At 51.9% G+C, this 23,931-nt stretch carries 24 protein-coding genes; 12 read left to right on the forward strand and 12 right to left on the reverse strand.

What is annotated here, in order from left to right; all coding sequences use genetic code 11:
- The first annotated feature begins 63 nt into the window (after positions 1 to 63).
- From ACZ51B_RS11030 to ACZ51B_RS11050, 5 genes are all read left to right on the forward strand, one after another.
- The gene (locus ACZ51B_RS11030; protein WP_464293380.1) at positions 64 to 2,460 is read left to right on the forward strand and encodes an extracellular solute-binding protein; all 2,397 of its coding nucleotides are present in this window, start codon (positions 64 to 66) and stop codon (positions 2,458 to 2,460) included.
- Between the two features lie 16 nt (positions 2,461 to 2,476).
- A complete protein-coding gene (locus ACZ51B_RS11035; protein WP_464293381.1) occupies positions 2,477 to 2,854 on the forward strand; it encodes a rhodanese-like domain-containing protein in 378 nt (125 codons plus the stop codon).
- A 436-nt stretch (positions 2,855 to 3,290) separates the two neighbouring features.
- Entirely contained in the window at positions 3,291 to 3,749 is a 459-nt protein-coding gene (locus ACZ51B_RS11040) for a 6-pyruvoyl trahydropterin synthase family protein (RefSeq protein ID WP_464293382.1), read from the forward strand.
- A 64-nt stretch (positions 3,750 to 3,813) separates the two neighbouring features.
- The gene (locus tag ACZ51B_RS11045; RefSeq protein WP_464293383.1) at positions 3,814 to 4,449 is read left to right on the forward strand and encodes a polysaccharide deacetylase family protein; all 636 of its coding nucleotides are present in this window, start codon (positions 3,814 to 3,816) and stop codon (positions 4,447 to 4,449) included.
- On the forward strand, positions 4,446 to 4,889 hold the full coding sequence (locus ACZ51B_RS11050) for a DUF2314 domain-containing protein (RefSeq protein WP_464293384.1): 444 nt from the start codon (positions 4,446 to 4,448) through the stop codon (positions 4,887 to 4,889). The genes ACZ51B_RS11045 and ACZ51B_RS11050 overlap by 4 nt, the downstream gene beginning before the upstream one ends.
- On the opposite strand, the gene acpS is transcribed toward ACZ51B_RS11050, so the two are convergent.
- Both acpS and ACZ51B_RS11060 read right to left on the reverse strand, forming a co-directional pair.
- Positions 4,886 to 5,245: a holo-ACP synthase gene (acpS, locus tag ACZ51B_RS11055; RefSeq protein WP_464293385.1), complete on the reverse strand. Its 360-nt coding sequence runs from the start codon at positions 5,243 to 5,245 to the stop codon at positions 4,886 to 4,888. The two genes, ACZ51B_RS11050 and acpS, sit on opposite strands and share 4 nt — an antisense overlap.
- A 25-nt stretch (positions 5,246 to 5,270) precedes the next feature.
- The gene (locus ACZ51B_RS11060) at positions 5,271 to 7,352 is read right to left on the reverse strand and encodes a (Fe-S)-binding protein (protein ID WP_464293386.1); all 2,082 of its coding nucleotides are present in this window, start codon (positions 7,350 to 7,352) and stop codon (positions 5,271 to 5,273) included.
- Between the two features lie 229 nt (positions 7,353 to 7,581).
- Between ACZ51B_RS11060 and ACZ51B_RS11065 the strand changes: the two genes are divergently transcribed.
- Positions 7,582 to 8,376 (forward strand): prepilin-type N-terminal cleavage/methylation domain-containing protein, encoded by a 795-nt coding sequence (locus tag ACZ51B_RS11065; protein WP_464293387.1) that lies wholly within the window; start codon positions 7,582 to 7,584, stop codon positions 8,374 to 8,376.
- Between the two features lie 18 nt (positions 8,377 to 8,394).
- Positions 8,395 to 9,504, forward strand: coding sequence for a PepSY-associated TM helix domain-containing protein (locus ACZ51B_RS11070; protein WP_464297181.1), 1,110 nt, complete (start codon positions 8,395 to 8,397; stop codon positions 9,502 to 9,504).
- 55 nt (positions 9,505 to 9,559) lie between these two features.
- Here the strand turns inward: ACZ51B_RS11070 and ACZ51B_RS11075 are convergent, their stop codons facing one another.
- Positions 9,560 to 11,107 (reverse strand): M20/M25/M40 family metallo-hydrolase, encoded by a 1,548-nt coding sequence (locus tag ACZ51B_RS11075; protein WP_464293388.1) that lies wholly within the window; start codon positions 11,105 to 11,107, stop codon positions 9,560 to 9,562.
- 104 nt (positions 11,108 to 11,211) lie between these two features.
- On the opposite strand from ACZ51B_RS11075, the gene ACZ51B_RS11080 reads away from it, so the two are divergent.
- Complete coding sequence (locus tag ACZ51B_RS11080) at positions 11,212 to 11,601, forward strand: hypothetical protein (RefSeq protein ID WP_464293389.1); 390 nt, start codon at positions 11,212 to 11,214, stop codon at positions 11,599 to 11,601.
- Positions 11,602 to 11,606: 5 nt separating this feature from the next.
- On the opposite strand, the gene ACZ51B_RS11085 is transcribed toward ACZ51B_RS11080, so the two are convergent.
- The 3 genes from ACZ51B_RS11085 to pckA are packed head-to-tail and all read right to left on the reverse strand — an operon-like array spanning position 11,607 to position 14,255.
- On the reverse strand, positions 11,607 to 12,098 hold the full coding sequence (locus ACZ51B_RS11085; protein ID WP_464293390.1) for a hypothetical protein: 492 nt from the start codon (positions 12,096 to 12,098) through the stop codon (positions 11,607 to 11,609).
- A 53-nt stretch (positions 12,099 to 12,151) separates the two neighbouring features.
- The gene (locus ACZ51B_RS11090; protein WP_464293391.1) at positions 12,152 to 12,682 is read right to left on the reverse strand and encodes a hypothetical protein; all 531 of its coding nucleotides are present in this window, start codon (positions 12,680 to 12,682) and stop codon (positions 12,152 to 12,154) included.
- Positions 12,683 to 12,719: 37 nt separating this feature from the next.
- The gene (gene pckA / locus ACZ51B_RS11095; RefSeq protein WP_464293392.1) at positions 12,720 to 14,255 is read right to left on the reverse strand and encodes a phosphoenolpyruvate carboxykinase (ATP); all 1,536 of its coding nucleotides are present in this window, start codon (positions 14,253 to 14,255) and stop codon (positions 12,720 to 12,722) included.
- Positions 14,256 to 14,407: 152 nt separating this feature from the next.
- Here pckA and ACZ51B_RS11100 point away from each other — a divergent pair, with 152 nt between their 5' ends.
- From ACZ51B_RS11100 to ACZ51B_RS11110, 3 genes are all read left to right on the forward strand, one after another.
- Positions 14,408 to 14,698 carry a 4a-hydroxytetrahydrobiopterin dehydratase gene (locus ACZ51B_RS11100; RefSeq protein ID WP_464293393.1) on the forward strand — a complete coding sequence of 97 codons (291 nt, stop codon included), beginning with the start codon at positions 14,408 to 14,410 and terminating at the stop codon, positions 14,696 to 14,698.
- Positions 14,699 to 14,863: 165 nt separating this feature from the next.
- A complete protein-coding gene (locus ACZ51B_RS11105; protein WP_464293394.1) occupies positions 14,864 to 15,811 on the forward strand; it encodes a prepilin-type N-terminal cleavage/methylation domain-containing protein in 948 nt (315 codons plus the stop codon).
- Between the two features lie 71 nt (positions 15,812 to 15,882).
- On the forward strand, positions 15,883 to 16,680 hold the full coding sequence (locus ACZ51B_RS11110) for a hypothetical protein (protein ID WP_464293395.1): 798 nt from the start codon (positions 15,883 to 15,885) through the stop codon (positions 16,678 to 16,680).
- A 75-nt stretch (positions 16,681 to 16,755) separates the two neighbouring features.
- On the opposite strand, the gene ACZ51B_RS11115 is transcribed toward ACZ51B_RS11110, so the two are convergent.
- The 3 genes from ACZ51B_RS11115 to ACZ51B_RS11125 all read right to left on the reverse strand — a co-directional run bounded on the left by ACZ51B_RS11115 (position 16,756) and on the right by ACZ51B_RS11125 (position 19,477).
- Positions 16,756 to 17,238 (reverse strand): hypothetical protein, encoded by a 483-nt coding sequence (locus tag ACZ51B_RS11115; protein ID WP_464293396.1) that lies wholly within the window; start codon positions 17,236 to 17,238, stop codon positions 16,756 to 16,758.
- Between the two features lie 89 nt (positions 17,239 to 17,327).
- Entirely contained in the window at positions 17,328 to 18,794 is a 1,467-nt protein-coding gene (locus ACZ51B_RS11120) for a sensor histidine kinase (RefSeq protein WP_464293397.1), read from the reverse strand.
- 11 nt (positions 18,795 to 18,805) lie between these two features.
- The gene (locus ACZ51B_RS11125; RefSeq protein ID WP_464293398.1) at positions 18,806 to 19,477 is read right to left on the reverse strand and encodes a response regulator transcription factor; all 672 of its coding nucleotides are present in this window, start codon (positions 19,475 to 19,477) and stop codon (positions 18,806 to 18,808) included.
- Between the two features lie 186 nt (positions 19,478 to 19,663).
- Here ACZ51B_RS11125 and ACZ51B_RS11130 point away from each other — a divergent pair, with 186 nt between their 5' ends.
- Positions 19,664 to 20,146: a hypothetical protein gene (locus tag ACZ51B_RS11130; RefSeq protein ID WP_464293399.1), complete on the forward strand. Its 483-nt coding sequence runs from the start codon at positions 19,664 to 19,666 to the stop codon at positions 20,144 to 20,146.
- Between the two features lie 50 nt (positions 20,147 to 20,196).
- On the opposite strand, the gene ACZ51B_RS11135 is transcribed toward ACZ51B_RS11130, so the two are convergent.
- The 3 genes from ACZ51B_RS11135 to ACZ51B_RS11145 form a co-directional block, all read right to left on the reverse strand.
- Positions 20,197 to 20,436, reverse strand: a complete 240-nt coding sequence (locus ACZ51B_RS11135) for a hypothetical protein (protein WP_464297208.1) — start codon at positions 20,434 to 20,436, stop codon at positions 20,197 to 20,199.
- The gene (locus ACZ51B_RS11140) at positions 20,415 to 21,260 is read right to left on the reverse strand and encodes a prepilin-type N-terminal cleavage/methylation domain-containing protein (RefSeq protein WP_464293400.1); all 846 of its coding nucleotides are present in this window, start codon (positions 21,258 to 21,260) and stop codon (positions 20,415 to 20,417) included. The genes ACZ51B_RS11135 and ACZ51B_RS11140 overlap by 22 nt, the downstream gene beginning before the upstream one ends.
- A 647-nt stretch (positions 21,261 to 21,907) precedes the next feature.
- Positions 21,908 to 23,863 carry a HAMP domain-containing methyl-accepting chemotaxis protein gene (locus ACZ51B_RS11145; RefSeq protein WP_464293401.1) on the reverse strand — a complete coding sequence of 652 codons (1,956 nt, stop codon included), beginning with the start codon at positions 23,861 to 23,863 and terminating at the stop codon, positions 21,908 to 21,910.
- Positions 23,864 to 23,931 lie beyond the last annotated feature (68 nt).

Genomic DNA, 23,931 nt, shown 5'->3' on the forward strand with positions numbered 1-23,931 from the left:
GTGATTCCAGGTGAGCGGTGGATTTAACGTAAAATTGTCAGGGCAACACTGCCTTATAACTCTGTGAGAAAACTCCTCCTGCTCCTCGGATTGCTCCCCGGCCTCGCTCTATGTCAGGAGCCTGTTCAGATCCGCATGATGGCGGGCAATGCGTACGGAATTCCACCCAAAGAAGCCACTACGACCACCGCACAAGTTCGCCGGGCAGTGTTCGAAGAGTTTCATCGACAAAACCCAGACATCCGAGTAGTCAACGGGGGTGGGCTTAGTCTGGCTGGAGACTATGCCGACAATGCATTTCTCATGTCGATGGCAGGGGATACGGCTCCAGATCTGTTTTACGTTAACTTCCGTCAATACTACACCTTTCTTGAACAGGGCTTTTGTCGTCCGCTCGATGACCTGATCGCAAAAGACGTGGGCGTAATGGCTCGCGTGAACCCGACGGTACTGGAAGTCTTGAAGAGTTTTGATGGGAACGTTTACGCAATACCATTCTTCCAGGTAGCCGTTAGTCTCTACTACCGACGTGATTACTTCATCGAAGCAGGACTCGACCCAACAAGGCCTCCCAGAACCTGGGCAGAGTTTAAGTCTGCAGCCCAGAGGCTTACCAAACCGGGTCGTTACGGCTTTGTATTTGGGTCCATCACGAGCTATCAGTGGCAGAACTTTCTGTACCAGGCCGGTGGCGAGATGGTGCAGAAAGCTGAGAACGGGAATTGGCGATCAATTGTGGCAACACCAGAAGCGGCCCAAGCGGTTGACTTCTATCGGAGTCTTACTCTAGACACCTGGACACAGGACGGCAAGCGAATCGGACCAGCTGTAGGCAGTTCTAAGGACATCACAGACGATGTGCGCACGGGAAGAACAGCCATGTGGCTGGATTACACCAATGATGTGGTGATGAGCTACAGCAACGATGTGGCCCCCTCGCTCATTGGTGTGGCCGCGCTCCCAGCAGGACCGAAGGGGACACGGAACGAGGTGAATGCGGGGATGTGGGCGATCAGCTCACGAGTAAAGGATCCTCGAAAACTGGAAGCCTGTTGGAGATTCATCAAGTTTTTTGCTGGCGACGGTGCGGCAAGGATCAACACTCAAAAATGCGTTGAGCTAGGGCTAGGCAACCTGGTGAACCCGATATGGTTGAAGAAGTTTGGCTATGAGGATTTACTTTCTCAAGTTGATCCTGAGTATGTCAGGGCCAATGAAGCCGTCTTCAAAACAGGACATCCAGAGCCCTACGGTAAGAACTGCCAACAGATCTACTCTGTCATGGATGAAGGGCTAGACCGAGCGCGTCTCTATCCTCAGATCCCTGCGATCGAAATATTGCAGCAGACGCAAAAACAGATGGATGACAAGCTGTTGGGCTACACACCGCCCGCCTTGCTTGCTAAGCAACGAGCCTGGGCATTAGGAATTCTGCTTTCCATATCATTGTTCGGTTCCATCGGGTTGTTTACTTGGTGGAAGAGGCGACCCGCATCGGAGATGGCGGTTGAGAGACTTCCGGCCGGAATGTCGAGACGCAAGGTTTGGACCTTTCTGGCAATCTGCCTTTGCCCCGCAGCCCTCAGCATAGGTGTTTGGTCGTACTACCCCTTAGGAAAGGGGCTCACCATCGCTTTTCAGGATTACCGCATCATTGGAGGAACCCGTTGGGTTGGGTTGGACAACTTCATCAGCGTTTTCACCCAGCCTCTTTTCTATAAGTCCCTATGGAATAGCTTCCTGTATGTAGGCCTATCGTTGGTGATCGGATTCTTCCTACCGATTTTCTTAGCGCTGGCGCTCAATGAGATTCCTCGCTTTAAGGTCCTCTTTCGAACGCTCTTCTATCTTCCGGCTATGACCTCATCGATTGTCATTGCATTTCTGTGGAGGCAGTTCTATGAGAAGAGTGAAACCGGATTGCTGAACACGTTGGTGGCACCGATACTCATTCATGTTGTAAACCCAATTCTTGGTTGGGTCGGTCACTCACCTTTGCCCACAGCGAACGACTGGTTGGGGAACCCTTCTCTGGCGATGTTTGCCGTAGTGCTGCCAGCCATCTGGGCAGGCGCCGGGCCTGGATCCATTTTGTACCTAGCAGCCCTTAAGAACATTCCGGATGAACGCTATGAAGCTGCCGATATCGATGGCGCATCCTGGATCCAGAAGATCCGTTCCATTACGCTTCCAGGATTAAAGCCGCTGATCCTCATCAATCTGTTGGGTGTCTTTATTGGTGGATTCAAAGCAATGGAAAACGTTTTTGTATTGACTCAAGGAGGGCCACTGAATGCCACCCGCACCATTGGTCTCGAGGTCTGGCAGAACGCGTTCATGTTCCTCAAATTTGGATATGCGACGGCAGCCGCGTGGGTGATGGGTTCGATCTTGGTGGGCTTCACCTTGATCCAGATCCGTAGCTTGCTGAAGATGCGGTTTACCACTGCAAAGGTATAGCGAATACACTTAGAACATGAAGAGCTTGAAGGATTTCGTGGATGCAGCCTTGGAGCATGTACAAGAGGTGACTCCTGAGCAAACTAACGAGATGCGCGAGACGGGGCAATGGGTAGTGCTGGATGTTAGAGAGCCCGAGGAGTACGAGGCAGGGCACATTCCCGGTGCGATCAATATCCCTCGCGGTTTCCTAGAAGTCAAAGCGGATCTTGAGCACTACAAACGCGACGAGCGGATGCAAGATCGCACCCAGCAAATCCTCTGCTACTGCGGCGGCGGGCACCGAAGCGCGCTCGCTGCAAGGGTTCTTCAGGAGATGGGTTTCAATCAAGTGCGCAGCATGGCCGGCGGGTGGACCGCATGGACAGAGCGGTCGCTTCCCACAGAGATCTAGGCTTTAGAGGGGAAAGACGCCGTTTCTCTAGTGGGTTTTGGCGTTGCGTGCGAAACCGTTCCAATCCTAGCGATGTACTGGGACGAATTTCAGGGGGCCGCTTTCTTTTTCACTTTTGCTTAGCAGTTGACGACTGGCCCACTGTTGCAGGAGCACAGTAAACGAAAGAGGTGGTCAACGCTGAAAAGACCAGAGAAAATTGGGATGGCGGATTTAACAATCGAATGGGTATGTGAGTGTTAACAGAGACAATAAAACAACTTGGTTTCATCATAGTAGATGAAACCAAGAAAAAGGGACCTTTGGGGCGACCACATCAAGGCACTGCGGTCTTCACAAAGACCGACGCTCAAATGACCGAGGCGTTACGCCTAGTTTAGAAACCTGCATAACTCCATAGGGCTTCTCAAGCATTGAACTCAGTACACTTGGTGAAGTGCCCAAATTCCGAGTATGTAAGACGTTTACCGTTGAGAGTGGACATATGCTCAGCAAGCATCCAGAACGATGTCGCTTTCCACACGGACATACCCGAACGATTGAGGTAGTTGTGTCCGGGGATCAACTCGACAGCCATGGGATGCTTGTCGATTTCAAAGCTCTAAAATTAGCACTTAAGAGTTATATAGATCGATACGATCACTCGATGGCAATCAATTCTGAAGATCCTTCGCTAAAGTATTTGCAGGAGATCTATCCTGAAGAAGCACTTATCGTGTTTCAGAACACCGAACCTAGTACAGAAGTGATTGCGAAAGACATTTATGACCACGTAAAAAATGTGTTTCTGAGTGGGTTTTCGGAAGGTCCGTACGCAATTTCTCCAGACTCGGTTAAGCTAGAACGTATTCGGGTTTGGGAAACACCCTCGTCTTGGGCAGAATATGGCGAATGATCCAGTATCCGACCTGCGAGTATTAGATTCCTCGCGAGGTACCGACAGCTCTCTGAGGCCTGCTGTGAGCTTGACCTACGATGGAGCGCTGCCTGACCATCTTTCGGTAGCAGTCTTCGCGCTGGAAAGGTATCAATTGCAAGGGACGTTTTACGTTAATGCGCCTGCCGTCCTTCGGAATATTGCGGAATGGAAGACGATGCCATCCCGTGGACATGAAATCGGTAATGGCTCTCTCTTTGGAGTCACCGACGAAGGCAACCTTCTCAACTGGACACTCAAAATGGTCGAACAAGACTTGCACATGACGCAGGAGTTCTTAATCGACCAGTTCGATGAACCGGCTGACTCTTTCGCGTATCCTGGAGATGAATCCATGTGTGCAGGCGGGGACTACGGAACAATTGTCAGCAAGATGTTTCCCGTCGCTCGCAAAAGGGAAAACGGTTCCATTACTGACATGAACGGACTGTACTCCGTAGATGTCACTACTTTCACCGAACCCCAGTTCGAGTCTTGGTTGCGCGAACTGGCCACACTGCCACCTGCTTGGACAATCGTTCGGTTCGGGAGTCTACGAGATGAAATTGCGCAGCAAAGACATGAGCTACTGTGCATGTTTCTAGAAAGCAAGTCCCAAGAATTATGGGTTGCCCCACTGGGTGTTGTTGCCAATAGTCGTCTAAGATTAAAGGTATGAAGAAGTGGATTCCTCGCCTTCTGTTGGCGTTTATCGCCCTCATGCTCGCGTGGGTTGGGATTTCCTTCCTGGCATCGGCAAAACCTAAAGAAGTGATTCGCGTGAATGGGGAAAATCCGAGGCTCCAAGCGGCAATCAAAGAGGCCCAAGATTCATTGGAACCCGTTCTGAAAGATCTTCAAGCAGCCTCTCCAGGCAAGCGATTTGCATTAAAGGTGAGGTTCACCACCAAAGAAGGGCCGGAGTACCTGTGGGTGAAGAGCCCCGTCATCAGCGGAAAAGAGTTCAGTGGCAAGTTAGACCAAGAGCCAATAGCGATGCGAGAGCACCACATTGGCGAAACAGTGACCTTCAAGAAAGAAGATATTGTCGACTGGATCGTACGCGAAAATGGAGTCAACCGAGGTGCTTTTACCGAGAAGGCTCTTGCGGGTAACTAAACTGCGGGTGCCTGAAAGACTTTCCTTTCCAAGATAGCGACCGCGGCAGCCATGTTTCGCTCATGCGTAATCGTCACGTGAATTCTCAATCGGCCTGGATCGTATCTCTCAGAGTCGATGCGAGCTGTTGGAACCCCCAGTTCATCGGGAAGAATCTCCACTTGCTGCCAGGTTAAGTGCAGACCGACAGCTTTAGCTATCGCCTCTTTGGCCGCCCAACGCCCAGCAACTTGCTGAACCGTAAGACAGAACTCACGTTCTCTCGGGGTAAGAATCCGATCAACGAAACCCTTCCGCTCCATCGCCTTCGCAATCCGCGGTATCTCCACCAGATCCATGCCTAGCCCAACAATCACTCTGCCATCCTAGACGATTTCGACGTCACTTTGAGTTCGCTTCCTGCAACATCTCAGCGAGGTCCAATAATCGAATCTCATCATTGGGTTTGACTTGCTTCAAACTGTCGCCGAGCATAATGCGGCAGAACGGGCATCCAACAGCCACAGTGTCTGCCCCTGTCGCGACCAATTCTTCTGCGCGTCTATTGCTGGGGCGCTGAGTCGCTGCTTCTTCCATCCACATACGTCCGCCTCCAGCGCCGCAGCAAAGCGTCTTTTTGCCTCTGTTCTCGGGCTCAACGAGATCACCTCCGAGGATTTCGCGAGGAGCCTCGGACTCGTCATTTACGCGTCCTAGGTAACAAGGATCATGGAAGACTGTCGAACCCTTGTTGGGCTTTGCTGCCAGCAAAGCGCCCTTCGAAACTAACTGCTGCAGAAGTTGTGAGTGGTGGTACACCTCCAACTCGGCATCAAATTGTTGGTACTCGTTCTTGAAAGTGTTCATGCAGTGGGGGCATGCCGTGACCACTTTCTTCACGCCGTACTTCTGGAAAACGCTCACATTGTGGCCAGCCTTTTCCTGGAACAGGAACTCTTCGCCCACTCTTCGAGCAGGGTCGCCGGTACAGGCCTCTTCCTTGCCGAGACATGCAAATTTGACGCCCGCCTTTTTCAATAGTTCCGCAACTGCTTTGGTCGTCTTCATCGCGCCAGGGTCGGTGGCACCAGCGCAGCCCACCCAGAACAAGATATCGAACTCGACTCCATCTCGACAGAGAGGGATGTCCATGTCTTTCATCCAGTCTTCGCGATTTGAAGCAGAAGCTCCCCATGCGTTGGAAGTAGAAGCTGTCTGACGTAGCATCGTCGCTGCCGAACCAGACAGTTTGCCCTCGCTGACGAGGTTGCGACGTACATCTACAATGATATCCACGTGCCGTATGTGAACTGGACAAGCTTCCACACATGCATTGCAAGTGGTGCAGCCCCAAAGTGCTTCCTCACTGATTCTAGGAGCAAGCTCTTCTCCACTCTCCATAGCCGAGCGCACGTCCTGGACCACTTGTTTAGGGTTGAGGACCTTGCCTACGTTCCAAGCCGGGCAGACTTCTGTGCAGCGACCGCACTCCATGCAGGCATCCACCGAAAGTAAGTGCCATCTGGAGAAGTCTTTGGTGAGCTTAGCGCCAATCTGTTCTGTCTGCTCGACCTCCTCCATGGTGATCATCTTCAGCTCGCCCATGGGTTGTTCGGGCTTGCCAGCGATAGTGAAGATCGCAAGGATAATGTGTCGGATCCGCATCTTGGGTAGGACCGCAAAGAACACGAACACCCAGAATGCGTGGAACCACCAGATCGATTTGTATAGAAGCTCTTTGTTGCCGAGGCCGCTCCAATCACCCTGAAGTTGCGAAATCCAATGACCAACTGGGGCCGACCAGTCGAAGTCGTGCGGATTGACCGACATTCGAGCAGCTTCCAACTCGTATCCCGTTACACCAAGCAGAAAGAGTAAGCCGAGAGCCCAATAGTCCGACGCCCAGGTCGTGATCGGCTTACGCCGCCCGAGGTCAGTTTGCCGCTGAGCAAGTGCTGCCCCTTCTGCGGTGTGAGTCTCTTCAGCAATCGTCGCTTTGCCCAACTCTCGCTTGGTCATCGAGTAGCGGCGAACCATCGCCCACAGCAAGCCAACCAAGAACACTGCCCCCATGATATCGGCAGTCATCTCATAGACAAGGTAGTAGGTGCCCTTGTGAAACTTGATGGGTGAGTAGGTATTGATGCCGAGAAGGGTTGTGGCAATGAAGAGAGTCAGGAAACCATAAAAGATCGCAAGGTGCATCGGTGCGCCGCTGGTTTTACGGCTGGATCGAACCTTCTTCTGGCCGATCACAAACACTAGAATGTTATGCAGCCACTTCTTGACACCCGATGCAGTTGGTAGCCAGTACTGTTTCCCTCCGCGGAGCGTTTCCCAACTGATAGGGCGCCCCTGCTGCCACAGCTTCACACGCTGCGCGATCTGCCAGAACATGTAGCCAAGGCTGGCAAAGACGAGCACGTAAAAAAGCAACTTCTCAGGAAGGGAGAAATATAGATACTCTTCTCGGGTTGGTTGCACGATGTTTCACCAGGCACAACGAGGCTTCGAGACCGGCTCCGTTGCAGGTGAGGAGATTGTACTAGAAGCAGCTCGGATTAAGTTAAAGGAACCCGAGCGCCTAGGAACATCAGCAAAGCATAAATTATTTGTCTGCTTGTCAAACTTGACTTATTTGTGTGGATTTTTGATGAGACTAAAAGCTTAAGATTGATTAATCTAGACGAAACTGTCCAGTATCGTTTCACCCATGAAAAGACGGTCTGCTTTCACGCTCATTGAACTTCTCGTCGTCATTGCGATCATCGCTATTCTCGGAGCGATTCTATTCCCCGTATTTGCACAGGCAAAGGCTGCAGCAAAGAAATCGCAGTGCCTCAGCAATGTGAAGCAGCTCGGAATTGCCAACACGATGTACCAGTCTGACAATGACGACTACATTGTTCCACCAGCACTGAGGGTGTCCTACACAAGCGCTTCGAACTATCAATATCAGTACTGGGTGGGTCTGCTTGAGACAAAAAATGGAGGGACCACTTCGATCCCGAGTGGCGGACCGCTCTACCCATACACGAAGAATTTTGGAATCTCGGACTGCCCAGTCGCCGCGGGCATTCCAGCTCCATTCGGTCTATTTGCTTACGGCATCAATTTCAACTTGGCCATAACCTCGGACAATGTGAACTGGCTCGGTGTGAGTGGGTCCTCGGTGGAGCGAGTTGCGGACACGATCTTCGTGACAGATACCGCGCGGTATAGAGACGCCACTTTGAATCGTGTTGTATACGCCGTATCTCCCTCTTTAGGGGTGACTCGATACACATCCATTCACGGTCGACATGGAGGTAGCAGCAATGTTTCTTGGCTCGACGGACACGCTAAATCGCTCAAGGTGAGCTTCGTAAAGAACGTAGCCAACGAAACGAAAAACCAGGTCGGAGATCTGATCGATCCGAAATACCCCTACGACAACTGTGCAGCCAAGACAGCAAATGGCGATTGTGCCGAGGACTCCTATTTCCTCTTGACCAAACCTGGGAACTGAGAGAGCGAACTGTTGAGAGTGCGTTTTCGAAAGCTGGTCTATTTCGTACACCTGTGGTCGGGTCTCATCTTTGGAGTTTGGTTCGCGTTTGTCGGGTTGACGGGTGCGGTTCTAGCTTGGAATCCGGTGCTGATTCCCAAAGAACTGGAAATGAGAGTGGGCGTTGGAGCTCAATCGACGGAGGCAATGGTGCCGCCTTCGGTCAGCCTGGCAACCGTCCAGGCGCTCCACCCAGAGATTCCCCGGGGACAGCTGACAAGGTTCATTGCTCCTTCTTCGATCTATCCGTATTACATCTGGATCGTCCCGAATAAGTCAAATGCCTTCGATCCGAAATTTGCGGTGGTCGATCCGCGAAATGGAAAGCTCTTGGCCGAGGTCTATCGCCCTCAAACAGCAATGGGCTGGATCCAAGCTGCGCATGCGAACCTGTTGCGTGGGCCTCTTGGACTCATTGCTACTTGTGCCCTCACGTTCTTTGCATTGGGTGCGGTTCTATCTGGCTTGTGGCTGTGGTGGCCCAAAACGGTTGGGCAGTTTCGCAATCGAATCAGAGCAAAGTTGAAAAGTCCTCCACATCGATTAGCTCGCGATCTTCACAACGTGTTTGGGTTTTATGCTTTGACACCGATGTTGCTGTTGGCATTTACAGGGTTCTTGATGAGTCTCAATTCCATCACAAAGTCGAGTATTGAGAACTCCATCAATAAGATTGCCCACGCTAAAGAGGAGCAGCCAGTGAAAGCGACGGTTGGTAAACCTCTCGCGCTAGATGAACTGTACGAGCGGTCCAAACAGTATGTGGGCGATGGCAACATTCTGTTTGTGAGCTTGCCTAAAAAAGCAGGTACTCCATTGACCGTGACGTTCGAGCGTCCGGGACTCGGACTACTACGTTCTGGCGCAGTTGTCATCGATCCGACTAACGGAAAGTTGATAGAGAACACCCTCAAGAGCGAGGAATCGCCAGGACACCTCGCAAGAGCGGTCTGGACGGAGTTGCACTTGGGGCAATACGGCGGATCTCTCTCGCGAATCCTTTACACGATCGCTGGTCTAATCCCTACATGCCTTTGGGTCACGGGATTACTGATGTGGATACACCGAAAGAAGAAGCTAGCGATCTAGTTCTTGTTCTCCCTCAACGTCCTCTAAGGAGACGTTGAGGGAGTGTTTTCGGATATTACAGTCCTGCGCTGAGCAGGAAGCTAAGTGCTCGCTTGGCTGCATCCAACCGGAACAGAACGTAATCGTCGTCATGATCATGGGAGTCCGCGTCTTCAGGGTTCTGGTAAACACGATCAGCTCCAACAGGCTTCGACTGAACTGAGGCGGCCTTCACTTCCCCTTTAACTTCACGAGGAAGCAAAGTGTCTGCACATGCCAGGTTGTACGAAACAACAGCATGGTTCGTGCTGGACTGCACAAGATACTCAGGGATCGCATACTCGTAGCGATCGTTTTGAGTGTGCCAAACAAACCCGTAGTCAGCGCGACCTGTCTCAATGGTGAAGAAGCCAGGCACACCCACCATGTTGAAGGGAGCGTGGTCGCTGGAACCGCCGGCTGGCATGCGCGAGGTGGTTCGGAACACCTGAGGCATATCGGGAAATGCCTTGACAGTCGGGGCGAACGCAGCTTCCATCATGGCTTTCTGCGAGGCAATGCCTTCGTAACCGCCCTGATAGTTGGTTCCGCCGTCATCGTTCAGAACGGCGCTGATGCCTTTGTAGTCCTCAGTGTGCTGCTTGACATAGCCTTGGGAGCCAAGCAACCCCTGCTCTTCGCCGGACCAAAGAATAAACCGTATCGTGCGTTTCGGTTTTGCCTTGGCTGCTGCCAAAATCCGTGCGGCTTCGATGGTGACTACTGAACCCGTGCCGTTATCACATGCCCCTTGCGAACCGGGCGAGTTCCAAGAATCCAAGTGCCCACAGACGATCACCATTTCATCGGGTTTCTCAGAACCCTTGATGTCGGCGACGACATTGTACAGGGGCACAGGGCCTTTGATCCAACGATTCTCGATATCGAATTCCAAGACCGTCTTGCGTCCAAAAGAGAGATTCCTACTGATGCGATCGAAGTCCGACTTGCGAACGCATACGGACACGTCTTTCGAGTGCTTCTCGTAAGTCTTGTCTCGCCAGTTCCCGTGGGAGTAGAGACGCTCGTCCCTAAAGCCAAAAATCCGTCCAGCAATTCCAGCCCGGTCGATGGCCCTTTTCAGATCGTCTTCTTGGACTAGCCCCGGTCCGCGCATGGTCGCGCCGCTTGGCATAATCACCCAGGCGCCCTTCAACTTCGACTGCATTTTTTCGACTTCGGCCAGTGTTGTCGGGCAAGCGATTGCCTCACCGCGCACTAACCCGTTGGTGCCGTTGGTCCAGTTCATCGTTGTAAATCCGATGGGGGACTCGAATGGCTCCACCATACGACCGATTTGACGAGGACCTCGCTCAAAACCGACCGGCGCATCGCCCCACTTTTCTAAGTGAACATTCGTGCAGCCGTACTTCCTAAACTCGCTCATGGCCCATTGTTGAGCCTTAGCCAGCTGAGGCGAACTTGTGACGCGAGGTCCAATTTCATGAGTGAGGTGATCCAATCGCTTCATCACCTGGTTGTGGTGTTTGCCCTCGTTGATGATCCTATTGATTGTTTCGGGATCACCTTGTGCTTGGGCGACAACACTAGAGCAGCAAACCAGAGCCAAATAGGCCAATCTCATCGTACGCATACAACCTCTATATTGCCCCTTTACTTGCCAGAATGTAACAAGGACATTGGACTATCTGAGGAACCCGACATCAAACCGGGGAGTTGAATGATATCGTGAACGTTATTCGCCTGAGCCTTTTCACTCTATTTGCGGGAATTCTTGTTTCTGGCTGCGCAACGAGTGTGGAAGATCAAGTTGTCGGTGTTTGGTCCGTAGAACCAGGCGCTACGAACAAGGCAAACGAGAAGTTGGGTGAGCTCCCAGAGGCTGCTCAAAAATTTCTGAGTTCAGCAGTTTTGAAGGTGCGGGCAGATCACACATATCAGTTGATCGTTACTGCTGCTCAGAAGGGAACCTGGACACTGGAACAAAACAAACTTCAGTTGAAGCCAGAAGGTAAAGGCATCCCTCTATCCATCGAACTCAGGGGCGACGGCACCGGGCTGGTAGAACAGGAAACGCCGATCGGCTCTATCAAACTGGTGTTCAAAAAGACCGGCTAAAGCCTTTAGAACGGGAGGAAGCCCCGCACAAATGGAAGAAGCGGTAGACAAATACCGATCAGGCACAGCAACATAGCTGTCTTAGCTTGACGGTTTCCTGCGGCGTTTGCCTGACTCGCGAAGAGTAGGCCAATGATGCCAAGGAGAAACCCTAGTCCGCATCCGAGTCCAAACAGAATGCTCAGCGCTCCAAGCACCCACGCGGCATTCAACTCTTTCAAACCTGGTTGCACAGCAGGGAGGTGAGATTGAGGATGGTATGCCTGATAAGGTTGCTGAGGCCCCCCGTAAGGCATTTGCTGATAACCAGGACCAGACGGGGCGCGTACCGGAAACATCAGCCCAGGAATCGCTGTCGCAAGAATTTTATCCTGCGACAACTCCGCTACGACGAAGTGGCTCGGCAAGAGCCGGCCCTCAAGAATCCATTGATTCAGAGTCGGCACATCAGCCGGTCCATACCGGTTTCCATCATCAGCCAGCACGTAGTAGCGCATCTTGGTCTCAACTTAAGGATAGCCCTACTTCAAGTGATGGTCAGCCCTTCGCCTCAGCGAGTTGTTGGATCGACAGGGACATGAGTGGCAAATCGTAGATAAAGGCCAAAGCAGATAACTAAGACACAAAGCACCACTGGTACGTATCCAATAGGCTGTCCCTTCTCGGTTGCACGCAGTCCAGCACGTATTCCGATTCCGCCAAACAAGAGTCCAAGAAGCCCTACGAACGTGCTTGCAAAGGCGATAACCACCATCACGAACGCCAGGATGAGATCCTTAGTGCCGTTGTCCACGTTGCCCTGAGCCACATATCCTGTCTGGTGAGATGTCGGTGCGAATGGCTGTCGAGGGTAGTTCGACTGCATCGGAGGAGCCACTGTAGCGTTGGCAAATCTAAGGGATGGAAGCGCGCTTGCGGCAATCGTGGCCGAGCTCATTTCTGACTGGAGCATCGTAGAAGGAGTAATCCGGTTCTCGTCAACCCATTGCTGAAGTGTGATTTCGTCGACTGGTCCATACTTTTGGCCACCGTCACCAAGCACGTAGTATCGCATTAGCCCAAAAGTATAGCGGGTGAACATTAAGTTCACCCGCCTTCGTTTTAAAAACCAGCAACCGCTAGGCGTATTGCTTGGCGTTCTTATCGAACATCGCCTTCAGCTCGTGCGCTTTTGCATCGTAGGCGGCTGGGTCCGCCCATGTTCCACGCGGATTTAAAATCTCCGACGGAACATCTGGGCACTCGGTTGGTACGTGGAGTCCAAATACTTCTTCAGTATCGAACTGGACCTGGTCAAGCTTTCCTGAGAATGCAGCACGGAGCATCGCTCGTGTGTGCTTAAGCGCCATACGATGCCCCGTGCCTGCGGGGCCACCGGTCCAGCCTGTATTGACGAGCCACACTTTGCTTCCGTGCTGATTGATCTTCTTTCGAAGAAGCTCTGCATATACCTTTGGTGGTAGCGGAAGGAATGGTGCGCCGAAGCAGGTGGAGAACACTACGGTTGGCTCGGTAACACCTGCTTCAGTTCCAGCGACCTTTGCGGTGTATCCGTTCAGGAAGTGGTACATTGCCTGCTCGGGAGTGAGCCTCGAAATTGGCGGGAGCACGCCGAGAGCGTCGCAAGTTAGGAAAACGATGTCGCTGGGGTGCCCGCCCACACTTGGGTGCACCGCGTTGGCGATGTACTCAATCGGATACGCTGCACGCGTATTTTCAGTAAGACTTGCATCGTCGTAGTCTGGCGTGCCGTCGTCCTTGAGCACCACGTTTTCAAGCACGGCGCCGTCTCTAATCGCCGCGTAGATCTCTGGCTCACCTTCGGGGCTTAGCTTAATGCACTTCGCGTAGCAGCCGCCCTCAATGTTGAATACGCCTTGGTCTGTCCAGCCGTGCTCGTCGTCGCCGATAAGGTGGCGGTCATGGTCGGCCGAAAGTGTCGTCTTGCCTGTTCCGCTCAAACCGAAGAAAAGAGCTGTGTGTCCGTCATCACCAATATTCGCGGAGCAGTGCATGCTCAGCACACCCTTCAGCGGAAGCAAGTAGTTCATGATGGTGAACACCGACTTCTTCATCTCGCCCGCGTACTGAGTGCCAGCGATAAGAACTTCCTGGGTGGTCATGTTGAGTGCGATCACCGCATCTCCACTGACCGGATCGACAGCAGGATCCATGCTCAAGAGCCCAGCATCCACAATCGTCCAATCGGGTTCATAGCTAGCGAGCTCTTCCTCGGTAGGGCGAATGAGGAGCTGCTTAATGAAGAGAGCGTGATAGGGCCGTTCAACGATGAAGCGTGCTGCAATTCGGTGGTTCGGGTCGGCCCCGCCAAACGTGTCAATGACGTAGAGCTTCCGCTCCTTCATATACGCTTCGATTTTCTCGCGAATTTTCTCGAACGCTTCAGGTGTCATTTCGTGGTTGTTGTCCCACCACACGTTCGCTTCTGAGTTGGCGTCGCGCACTGTGTGTTTGTCCTTGGGCGTTCTTCCTGTGTACTTGCCTGTATAGGCAACGACGGCACCGTTCGCGATTTTTTTGCAGTTGTCGGTTTCGACACAGAGTTGAATCAACGTGTCGATACTCGGGTTTCGAAAGACTTCTTTGGCTTCCATGAGAATCGATTTGCTTGGCTTTGCGCTGGAATTGCTCATCTTTTCGGACTCGCTTGAGCAACCTTTCAGACTTGCTCGCAGGCTATAAAGGGTACCCCCGCTTAACATGCCCTCATCTGAATTCATTCAACATTAAACGAATTTCATCATACACTTAACCTACTTTGTGTGATTCATCGTAGACTAGCGGTATGTCCGCTCAAACAAACAGACGTCTTGATCTCAATGAGATCGAATCAGAACTCGCGAAGTTGGATGGGTGGAAGGTCGAAGCGAACAAGCTGCAGAAGACATTCGCCTTCCCCTCATACAAAGATGGTGTGGTGTTTACTTCCGCAGTGGCCTTCGTTGCGGACAAACTCGATCACCACCCGGACCTCTTGCTCACCTACGGTAAGGTGAGTGTCTCGGTAAACACGCACGACGTAGGTGGACTCTCCCCACTTGATTTTGAGCTGGCGCGACTCATCGACTTACTCTAGTCTATGTAGGTCACTACCGTATTCTTACTAAATACTACTTGCGATCTAGGTTTAACCGTGCTTAAAAATATTTGATTTTACTTTCTTCATAAGTTATTCACTCAACTGCTCCTGAATAGAACTGTTAGGCAATAGCAGAGACCCAAGAGGTCCAGGAACGGAACTATGAAGAAAGCATTCACGCTCATTGAGCTTCTCGTCGTCATCGCGATCATTGCGATCCTAGCGGCGATTCTCTTTCCAGTGTTCGCACAGGCTAAAGAAGCGGCTAAAGCAGCCGCAAATTTGAGTAACCTCAAGCAGATCTCGCTGGCTGCGATCCAGTACTGCAACGACAGCGACGATGCGTTCCCGCTGGCAGTGCGCGAAGAGTCACTTGCATCGCAGCTCAGCGTGTACCCAGATAGTAACGGATACTCGTTGTCCACAAACCCAGCCGGCATTATTCCCTGGCAAGAGACGATCTATCCGTATACCAAGAATCGAGATATCTACACGTCCCCGCTAGAAGCTTCCGTCAGCGGAGCAGGCCCTATCAAGCAATTCAAACAAGCCAACTACTTTGGTGTGGTTCCACGTGCTGCAGCCCTGGCGTACCGGGATACGAGTGGCAACTTCGCGTTTCAAACGCCTCTCTCAAACAACGGAGCCGGAGCATATATCGATGGCCCATTTGGAGCAGCGTCCTCTTCCGACGCGGCGAATGTGACCGTCTACACGGTGCCGTCCATCACTCAATCTGGAATTGAACACATCTCAGACATGATCATGGTCTCCGATGCGGGTGCCTTCGACATGGGCTTCCTTACAAGCCTCTCCGCTCCCACAGGTAGCGCTTCAAGCCCAGCATGCGTGGCATCGGTGACGCCCAATCCTTACAGCGACACCCTGTCCAAGAGCGTGTACGCAGGTCCGTGGGCAAGACGGCAACTGAGCGGTTCTTACCAAGGTGGCAAGAGCTGTTATTACGAATCTGGGCAGCGCGGTTCAGTGACCTATACCGCTACGGACGGTTCTGCGAAACGGGCAGATCTCCGCGGCAAGATCTACGAAACGCGATACGCGGGCAGCACCGCCGTGATCTACCGAATGTATGTCGGTGAGGCCGAATAACACTCTTTCACTCGATCTTCATTTGGGTTTGACAACCTAAATCAGCAAACAAGGCTTAGCGCCCAAGGATTATGAAAATGAATAGCAAGAAGATTCTGATCGTCGCTGGCTGCGCAATACTGGCAGCATTCTCACTCGGCCAAGGAGGGCCTCCAGGTGGTGGACCTGGTGGCCAGGGCGGCCCTGGCTTTGGTCGTGGACCAGGGGGGAATGCAAGTCCCGAGATGCTTCTCCGCAGAGCGGATGTCCAAGAAGACCTGGCATTGACGGACGACCAGAAGACGAAGATCGCCGATCTCTTCGAGAGCCTTAGGCCACAAAGAGGAGAGGGCGGTCCTGGCGGAGGTGGTCAGGGCGGACCGCCGCCCGATGGTGGTCAGGGTGGTCCTCCTCCAGGCGGTGAGCCAGGAGGCCCTCCCGGTGGTGGACCAGGAGGACAGGGCGGCCCCGGAGGTGGTAACCCAGATGGCTTCCGAAAACAGATGGATGCAATGCGCAAGAAGATGAGCGAGGCTCTTAAAAAGATCCTTACTCCAGAGCAAATCACACGGCTCAAAGGTATCTCCATCCAACTGAACGGAAACTCAGTGGTCATGAACCCCGAGATCCAAAAGGACCTTGCACTGACCGACGCGCAGAAAACTAAGCTGAAGTCACTCCAAGAACTCCAGGGGAAAGCCAACCGCAGCGCCTTTGAGAAAATGCGAAACGGAGAAATTGATCGTGACGAACTCATGGCGACGATGAAAAAGAACACGAAGGCACTCAACGAGGAGATTGGAAAGATCCTCACCGATGAGCAGAAGGCAAAGCTGAAAGAGCTTGCTGGAAAGCCGTTTAAAGCGAACGACTCTGAAGAAAACAACTGAGTACAGAACAAAGAAGCCCGGGTTCAAAATGAATCCGGGCTTCTTTGCGTTTGAGGTGGAACAGGAGAGTAGTTTCTAGGCCGCTTGAAGCTCCTTCTGCCGTGAATCCAGCATCTTCAAGATGTCGTTGTTCTCAGTCTGGTTACTCAGAAACTTGCTGACGTCTACAGAGGAAGACTCGCTTGAAGTGCTGGATGACGAAACGCTCTTGAGCGCTGCCGACACCTGCTTCATCTCGCTGTCCGTAGGTTTGCCAAATTCGCTCTCGATCTGCTTCATGGCGTCCTTAGGGGACACGCCACTCTTCTTGAGCTCCTCCATCTTGTCACCGATCTTTTGCATCTTATCGGCTAGTTCAGGATTAGTCGTCTTCAGCTTGTCGATCGCTGCCTTCATATCCTCCTGGCTAGGGGGCTTCCCATGGGGTCCGCGTGTACGCGCACCTTCTGGCGGCTGCATCTGCATATCCTGATCGTTCGTAGCTTGTGTGGAGCTACTCGTGCTGGACGAGATCGTTGGGCTGTAGCTGTAACTACTAGTTGCACTTGATATAGTCAATTGAGGCACCTCCTTGAATGCTCAAAGAAATTGTTGGCATGCGCCAAAGGGGTGTCATGAAGATCAAATGAAGATGAGATGAAGTTGCATTAGGCTTTGGTTTGAACCTGATGCAACGGCAGGCTGACTGTGAATACAGTCGCAACGTTTGGCTCACTCGTCACATCAATGCGACCGCCATGGGCTTCCACAATGCCTTTACATATGGCCAGACCCAATCCCGTTCCACCTGTGGAAGACGTTCTACTACCATCGGTTCTGTAGAACCTTTCGAAGAGGTGTGGCAGATGCTTTTCTTCGATTCCAGCACCCTTGTCAGCAACAGAGACTTCGATGCTTGGACCGTTTTCTGAGATGCGTACTTCTACTGGCTCGGTTGACCCAGAGTGCTTCATGGCGTTGTCCACCAAATTGATGAAGACCCGTACCAGCTCATCTTTAGAACAATTCAACATGACGGGCTTCTCAGGCAAACTTAAGCTCACGCGTTCAGACGAACCTGCAATTTGCTGAAGGGCTTCGGATACGACGTCTCGAATGTCGTTAGGCTCAAAGTGATTGGCCATCTGGCCGCCGTCTGTACGAGCCAATACGAGAAGATCTCGAACCAATCGGTTCATCCGATCAGCAGCATGGTCAATGGCCTGTACCGACTCGCGATTCTCCTCTGCGCTTCCTGAAAGATGCAGCATTAATCCGGTATTCGCTTTGATGACCGCAAGTGGTGTTTTCAGCTCATGGGATGCATCTGCTGTAAAACGCCGCTGTTGCTTCACAGTCTCCTCAAGCTGACGCGCAGTTTCTTGCTCAATACGAAAAGCGGTCTCGACGCGACTCAGCATGTTGTTAAGGGTTACTCCTAAGAGTGCAAACTCGTCCTGCCCAACGATTGGCAATCGATCTGAGAGTTTGCTCGCCTCAATAGCCTCAGCATTCTGAGTGATCAGTCTGAGGGGACGCATCAGCCGCTCAACCAGGAAAAGACTTGCGACTCCGGATAGGAGAACTCCTAACGGGATGACAAAGGTCAAGAGCAAACGCCTTAAGCTGCCGAGCGAGCGAATGCTCTCGGCTACTGGATAGCACACTTGGACTACCCCTATCACACGACCCTCACGGATGACCGGCGCACTGTAGATTCTCACCGGCTCGTTGTCTTTGATCACACTTGTGAAGGTCTTGTTGCCGTTCTTCGCTGCCTGAAATCCAATACTGTCGTAAGGGGACTCCTTGGGTCCGAAGTGTTCCTGGTTTTCCAGGGAGATGAACCTTGGCCGTATACCGGAATTGTTCTCACTCTGCTTAGGCATCTGAAAGCGCATAGCATTGGGCGGTGGCCCCATGGGGCCCATGCCCGCATCTGGTCGATGCTCCATGCGTCGAACGATGTTGCTTCTAAAGTCTTCGCCGCGTTGCCGAAGATCCTCGTTGATCGAGTTGTTGATGGTACGTTGCGCCCCAACATCAACAATCAGGGCCAACGCACCAAGCAGCGCCGCCATCACCACCATGGTCGTGAGGGTGAGCTTCGCGCGAATGGTACGCGGGCCAAACATCTTCATATTTTTCAGGCACTCACTCTCAGCACGTAACCGAATCCGACTTCCGTGTGAATGAGCTTGCTGTTGAACGGCGCATCTAGCTTCTTCCGGAGCGTGCCGATAAAGACGTCCACGGTGTTGGAATAGCATTCGTCGTCATTCCAAACGCGCTCCTGGATCGTGTCACGACTCAAAGTTCTGCCTTCGTTGAGAGCAAGTGCTTCTAGCAGATCATATTCCCGCCGGGTCAGGTTGATCGGCTGCCCAGCCCGTGTTACTTGCCGAGACTTACGGTCAATCACTAGATCAGCGATCTGAATGAGATTTCCTTTGTGCGCCTTGTCGCGTCTCAAAAGGGCATTCACGCGGGCAACCAGTTCGGGTGCTTCAAAAGGCTTGGCCAAGTAGTCATCGGCCCCGAGGTCCAGTCCCTTAACTTTGTCGTCCAGCTCATCCATGGCGGTGAGCATCAGGATGGGAACGTTTATCTTCGCCGCGCGTAGCCCCTTCAAGATATCCCAACCGCTCTTGTGTGGAAGCAAGACGTCCAGGATGATGAGATCATAGCTCTCGTTCCTAGCGGCTTCATAACCCTTTTCGCCGTCCGAACTCCAAGTTGCGTCCCAACCAGACTGAGTCAGGATTCTAATGACAGCAAGCGCCAATGGGCGCTCATCCTCCACGAGTAAGATTTTCATGACTCAATGATTGAATTCCTTCATGAAGACAAAATGAAGATAGGTTCGCCGACCCTAAACTTCACCCCATTTTCATAGTGATTAAATAGTTTTACGCGGACTAGAGATGCAGAGGGCTTTCGACTTAACCCATGCAACCTTTTTCGGAAATCGAAGTACCCTACGATAGATTCCCTCGAAACTGTAATGAGAATAAAGCAATTTCTACTGAGCGGCATGGCCATATTTGCGGTCATAGGGTGCCAAAGCACGATTGACGGAGCGAAGGAAGACGGCGCTAAGCTAAGTGAAGCTGCCTCAAAGAAGGCGGCAGAAGCCGGAGATACCCTTAGCAAAGAAGCCGCTAAGAAAACCCAAGAAGCGAAGGATGCCATCGCTGACGAGGCTGCTAAGAAAGTTCAGGATGCAGGAAAAGCCTTGGTGTCATCAGCGCAAGAAAAAGCCAACGCCACGTATTTGAGCACGCGCATCAAAGCAGCGTTTGTGGCTCACCCGGTTCTTAACCAGGACGAAAACGAGCTGAACGTCGATGCGACTGAGACTGAACTCGTCCTGTCGGGCCATGTCAAAACAAATAAGATGAAGGCAGATGCCGAAGAGATGGCGGTCGCTGTTCTCGCTCAGAACAAATCAAAACTCAAGCTTGTGAATAAGCTCGAAGTAAGATAGTAAACGCAATTTGGGAGCATGTGCAGTTCAACTCATGCTCCCAATTTGACTTATTTGCCCTTCAGTGAAGAGCCAGCCCGCGCCTCCGCATCAGCCGGAGAGACGAGGCCACCTGGTGTCGGAGCGGCAGAAAGCCCTGGAGCTCCCTTCTTTCCACTCGTGCCTGGAAGAGGTGTAGATCCCTTTGTTTCTTCTGGCTTATCCTCTTTGGAACAACCGCCAAGGAATGCAGCGAGGAGCACCAGTGTGCTGATGAATAGTGATTTGCTTATTGATATGTTGGAGACCATAGATATTTGCTCTTGTCGTTAAGTTGAAGGTCGGAAGCTTTAATGGTTGGCGTCCAGTTGGTGCCCGCCGCAAGAGCGCCAGGGTTCATCATGGATGCGTGACCGTCTGTCCAGCCGACAACTGCAAGTCCAGACTTTCGGAGAGCTGTTCCACCCGTGAAGGCTCCTTCCTCTCTCATTCCCCTCATTCCGTTTCTTGCGTCGCCACTGTCACCCCAGTTGAAGTAGCAGTAGCCTGGAGCATCGTCGCATGAAGGAGGCTCGACATTGTACAGAACTGGGATATAGGATCCGAATCCGTACCAACCAAAGCCACCCTCATTGACGAAGTTGAACTTAGCCGTAAACATGACTGTTTGCGACGCCTTGGCAATGCTTGTCAAAGAGACAGGGTGTCGCGTAGTTCCATCCCATGGGCTGAGGTAGGAGTAGTTGTAGCCGTACTCCGAGAAGTAGCAATAGGTGATCGTTTGGCTGTTTAGGAATGTTGGGTGAGGGGAACTCAACGGGTCGTTGAAGATAGCAGCGCTTTTAATATAAGGAAGCGCAAGCCAAGTCCATGGGGCGAGTTCACCGCCAGCTCCGTAGCTGACCATCCCGTTTCCGCCGTTCCAGGTGCCGTCAACGATGGCAGTATCATCGGCGTCGCCTGAATACATTTGTGAGGCAAGCAGAATCTGCTTGGTATTGCTGATGCTAGCAGCACCTTTTGCAGCCTGCTTTGCCTGCGCAAACACAGGGAATAGGATAGCTGCGAGGATCGCGATAATTGCGATGACAACAAGTAGTTCAATTAGTGTAAATGCACGTGATAAGGTACGCATATTAATCTCCTGAGCAAGCTTCTGACGAGGCTAGAGAATTCAACAACAACGGTACGTGTTTCGCCACTACTATGAGAGTGAGGCGCTTATGTAGGCGTTGCAAAAGCCTATGTAGAGTATTGAGTGTCAATACTCTACAGGTAGAACCTGACTGTGTCTGATACGTTTCAATCAACTATCTAGTTCCTTGCTTCTGCAAATTCGTTCCGCCTGCACTTGTTAACTAACTCTAGTTGTTTGACCCAAATGAAACATTTGGATCTAACAAATAGTTCATTCGAACAAAGCTTCAAATTAAGTGAAAGTTCACGTTTGAGGTGCGATATTCAAGTGATGCTGGATCATATCAAAGCACACTTGGTTTTCCAATATCTATGAAGAAGAATGAGTCCAAATTGTTGAAACGTATCTGTGTGACATCGGTGCGAGAGGGCGATATCTACTTTTGACAAAGTGATAATTCGAGTGATGTTTGCCCATTTACCGTATATAGATAGGTATCTATTGTATATGGAATAATGTTCATGGTGGATCTCACCGGGCGCGCTGCGACGCTAAATAGATCCATTTATGGGATTTGGTCCAGAAGTGAACCAATAAACAGTGCCTCCGGACAATAGTCAGGAGGCACATATCATGAGGGGTCCCTAGGCTGCTCTTAGTAGCTGTCGCGAGTTTGAAACCTGCTCTGGTAGCTGGAACTTCGACACGGCATCTGCCAAGTCCTCCGCCGTCTTAGAGAGTTCCTCAGTAGTTGCTACCAACTCTTGTGCAACCATCGACTGTTCACGCGTCGTGTTGGCTACATTTTGAACGGCCGCGGACACTTCCTCGGTGCTCGCACTCATTTGCTGGGCAGAAGCACTACTTTCTTCAACAACCGCAGCGACATCTGCAATGCTCTTGGAGACTTGGTCTGCTGCACGACTCATGTCATGGGCGGCCGCTCCCATGCTGTCCATGTCCTTAGCCACCGACGCAACCACCTTCTGGATTTCCAGAAGAGCATTTCCGGCTTCCTGAGCAAGCAATGCGCCGCTCTCCACCTCATGGGTTCCTGATTCCATGGCAGAGACGGCTTTCTGTGTGTGAGCCTGGATTTCTGAAATAAGCCCGCCGATCTCCTGGGTTGCCGAGCCGGATCGCTCGGCAAGCTTTCGAACTTCATCCGCTACAACGGCAAAGCCACGGCCCGCCTCTCCTGCCCGAGCCGCCTCAATGGCAGCGTTCAAGGCGAGGAGGTTTGTCTGAGCAGCAATCTCATCGATGGTCTGTACGATCACACCGATCTTGTTCGAAAGGTCGCCCAGCGAGTGAATGACTTCGGCGCCATCGGACACCTTTGTTCGGATCGCACTCATGCCTGCGATCGTTCGGTCTACAGCGTCCCGGCCTGCAGATGCGATCTGAGTTGCTTGTTTAGTCGCATCAGCGGTAGCACTGGCTTCCTCAGCAACGCGGTGAACTGACTCCCCGAGCTGATTGACCATCTCAGTTCCGATTGCGAGGGACGCCGACTGCTCTGTAGTTCCTTTAGCAACGTACATCGCGCTCTCCGCAGTTTGCTCGCTGGCGCTTAAAACGTCTCCCATCATTGAGCTGATGCGAGAGGTCCCCTCCTCAACCTTCAGACTTGCGTTTTCCAGTGTCCGAACCGATGAGGTGACAACGCTGGCGTTCTCCTGGATGCCTGCGATGAGGCCCCGCAGGTTGTTCACCATACTTTCAAATGCGCACCCTAAGCGGTCCTTTTCGGACTGAGGCACCACACACGTGGTCAAATCTCCCTTGGAGATGGCTGTGGCAGCGACACTCATTTCTGTTTGGTATCGAATGAGCTTTCTAAATTCGTGAGCGAGCTGGCCAAGTTCATCAGTCGAGCGCAGTGGAATCTCCTGCTCAACATCTCCTGTTGCCAGCTTCTTGGCTGCATCTCCCAGGACGTTGATATTCTTAACGAAGAATCTTGTCAGAAATGTTCCGGTGAGGACTGCCGAGAAAACCGCTACTGCAGTAAGAGCAAGCATTAAGGTCTCGGCAGATTTTGAGGATGCAACAATCTCCTTGCCTTCAGATGCTGAATGTTCTTCCTGATACTTCCGTGCATCGCTCGCAGCAGATTCGAGTACGCCACGCGATGTAGTGTTTGCCTTGCTGTAAATGAGTTCTTGAGCTTCGTCATACTGCTTTGCAAGCGCAAGCGTAATGATCTTGTCTCGTACGGGCTTCCAGCCTTTTGAGCCTTCATCCATCTTTGCCACGGTGGCTTTAGAAGTTGCCGACTTCGCTGCTGCTCGATACTTTGCGATCTCTGCATCGAGTTTCTTATCCGCATCCGCATAGCTCTTGCTCCACTTCTCAATTCCAGCAGGGTCCCTGCGTAGTACGGAATCTCGAAGGTCGCGCTGAATCGTCCGAATACACTCTGGGATCGAAAGCGCGGATTCCAACTGGGGCATTCTGTGGGATACAAGCGATTCAGACATTGTTGATGTCTTGGCAAGCGCCCCAAATCCAAACACGAAAACGAGTAGTTGCAAGACGACAATGCTGCCAAAGCCTAAGGCTAGCTTGTGTGCGGTTTTTAAGTTTGAAAACTTCATGCGTACTTTTCCAATCTCACTACAGAGCGTCATCCAAACACGAATACATGGGCTGGATATATCTTCTG

The sequence above is a fragment of the Fimbriimonas sp. LA-C6 genome (genome assembly GCF_055398105.1).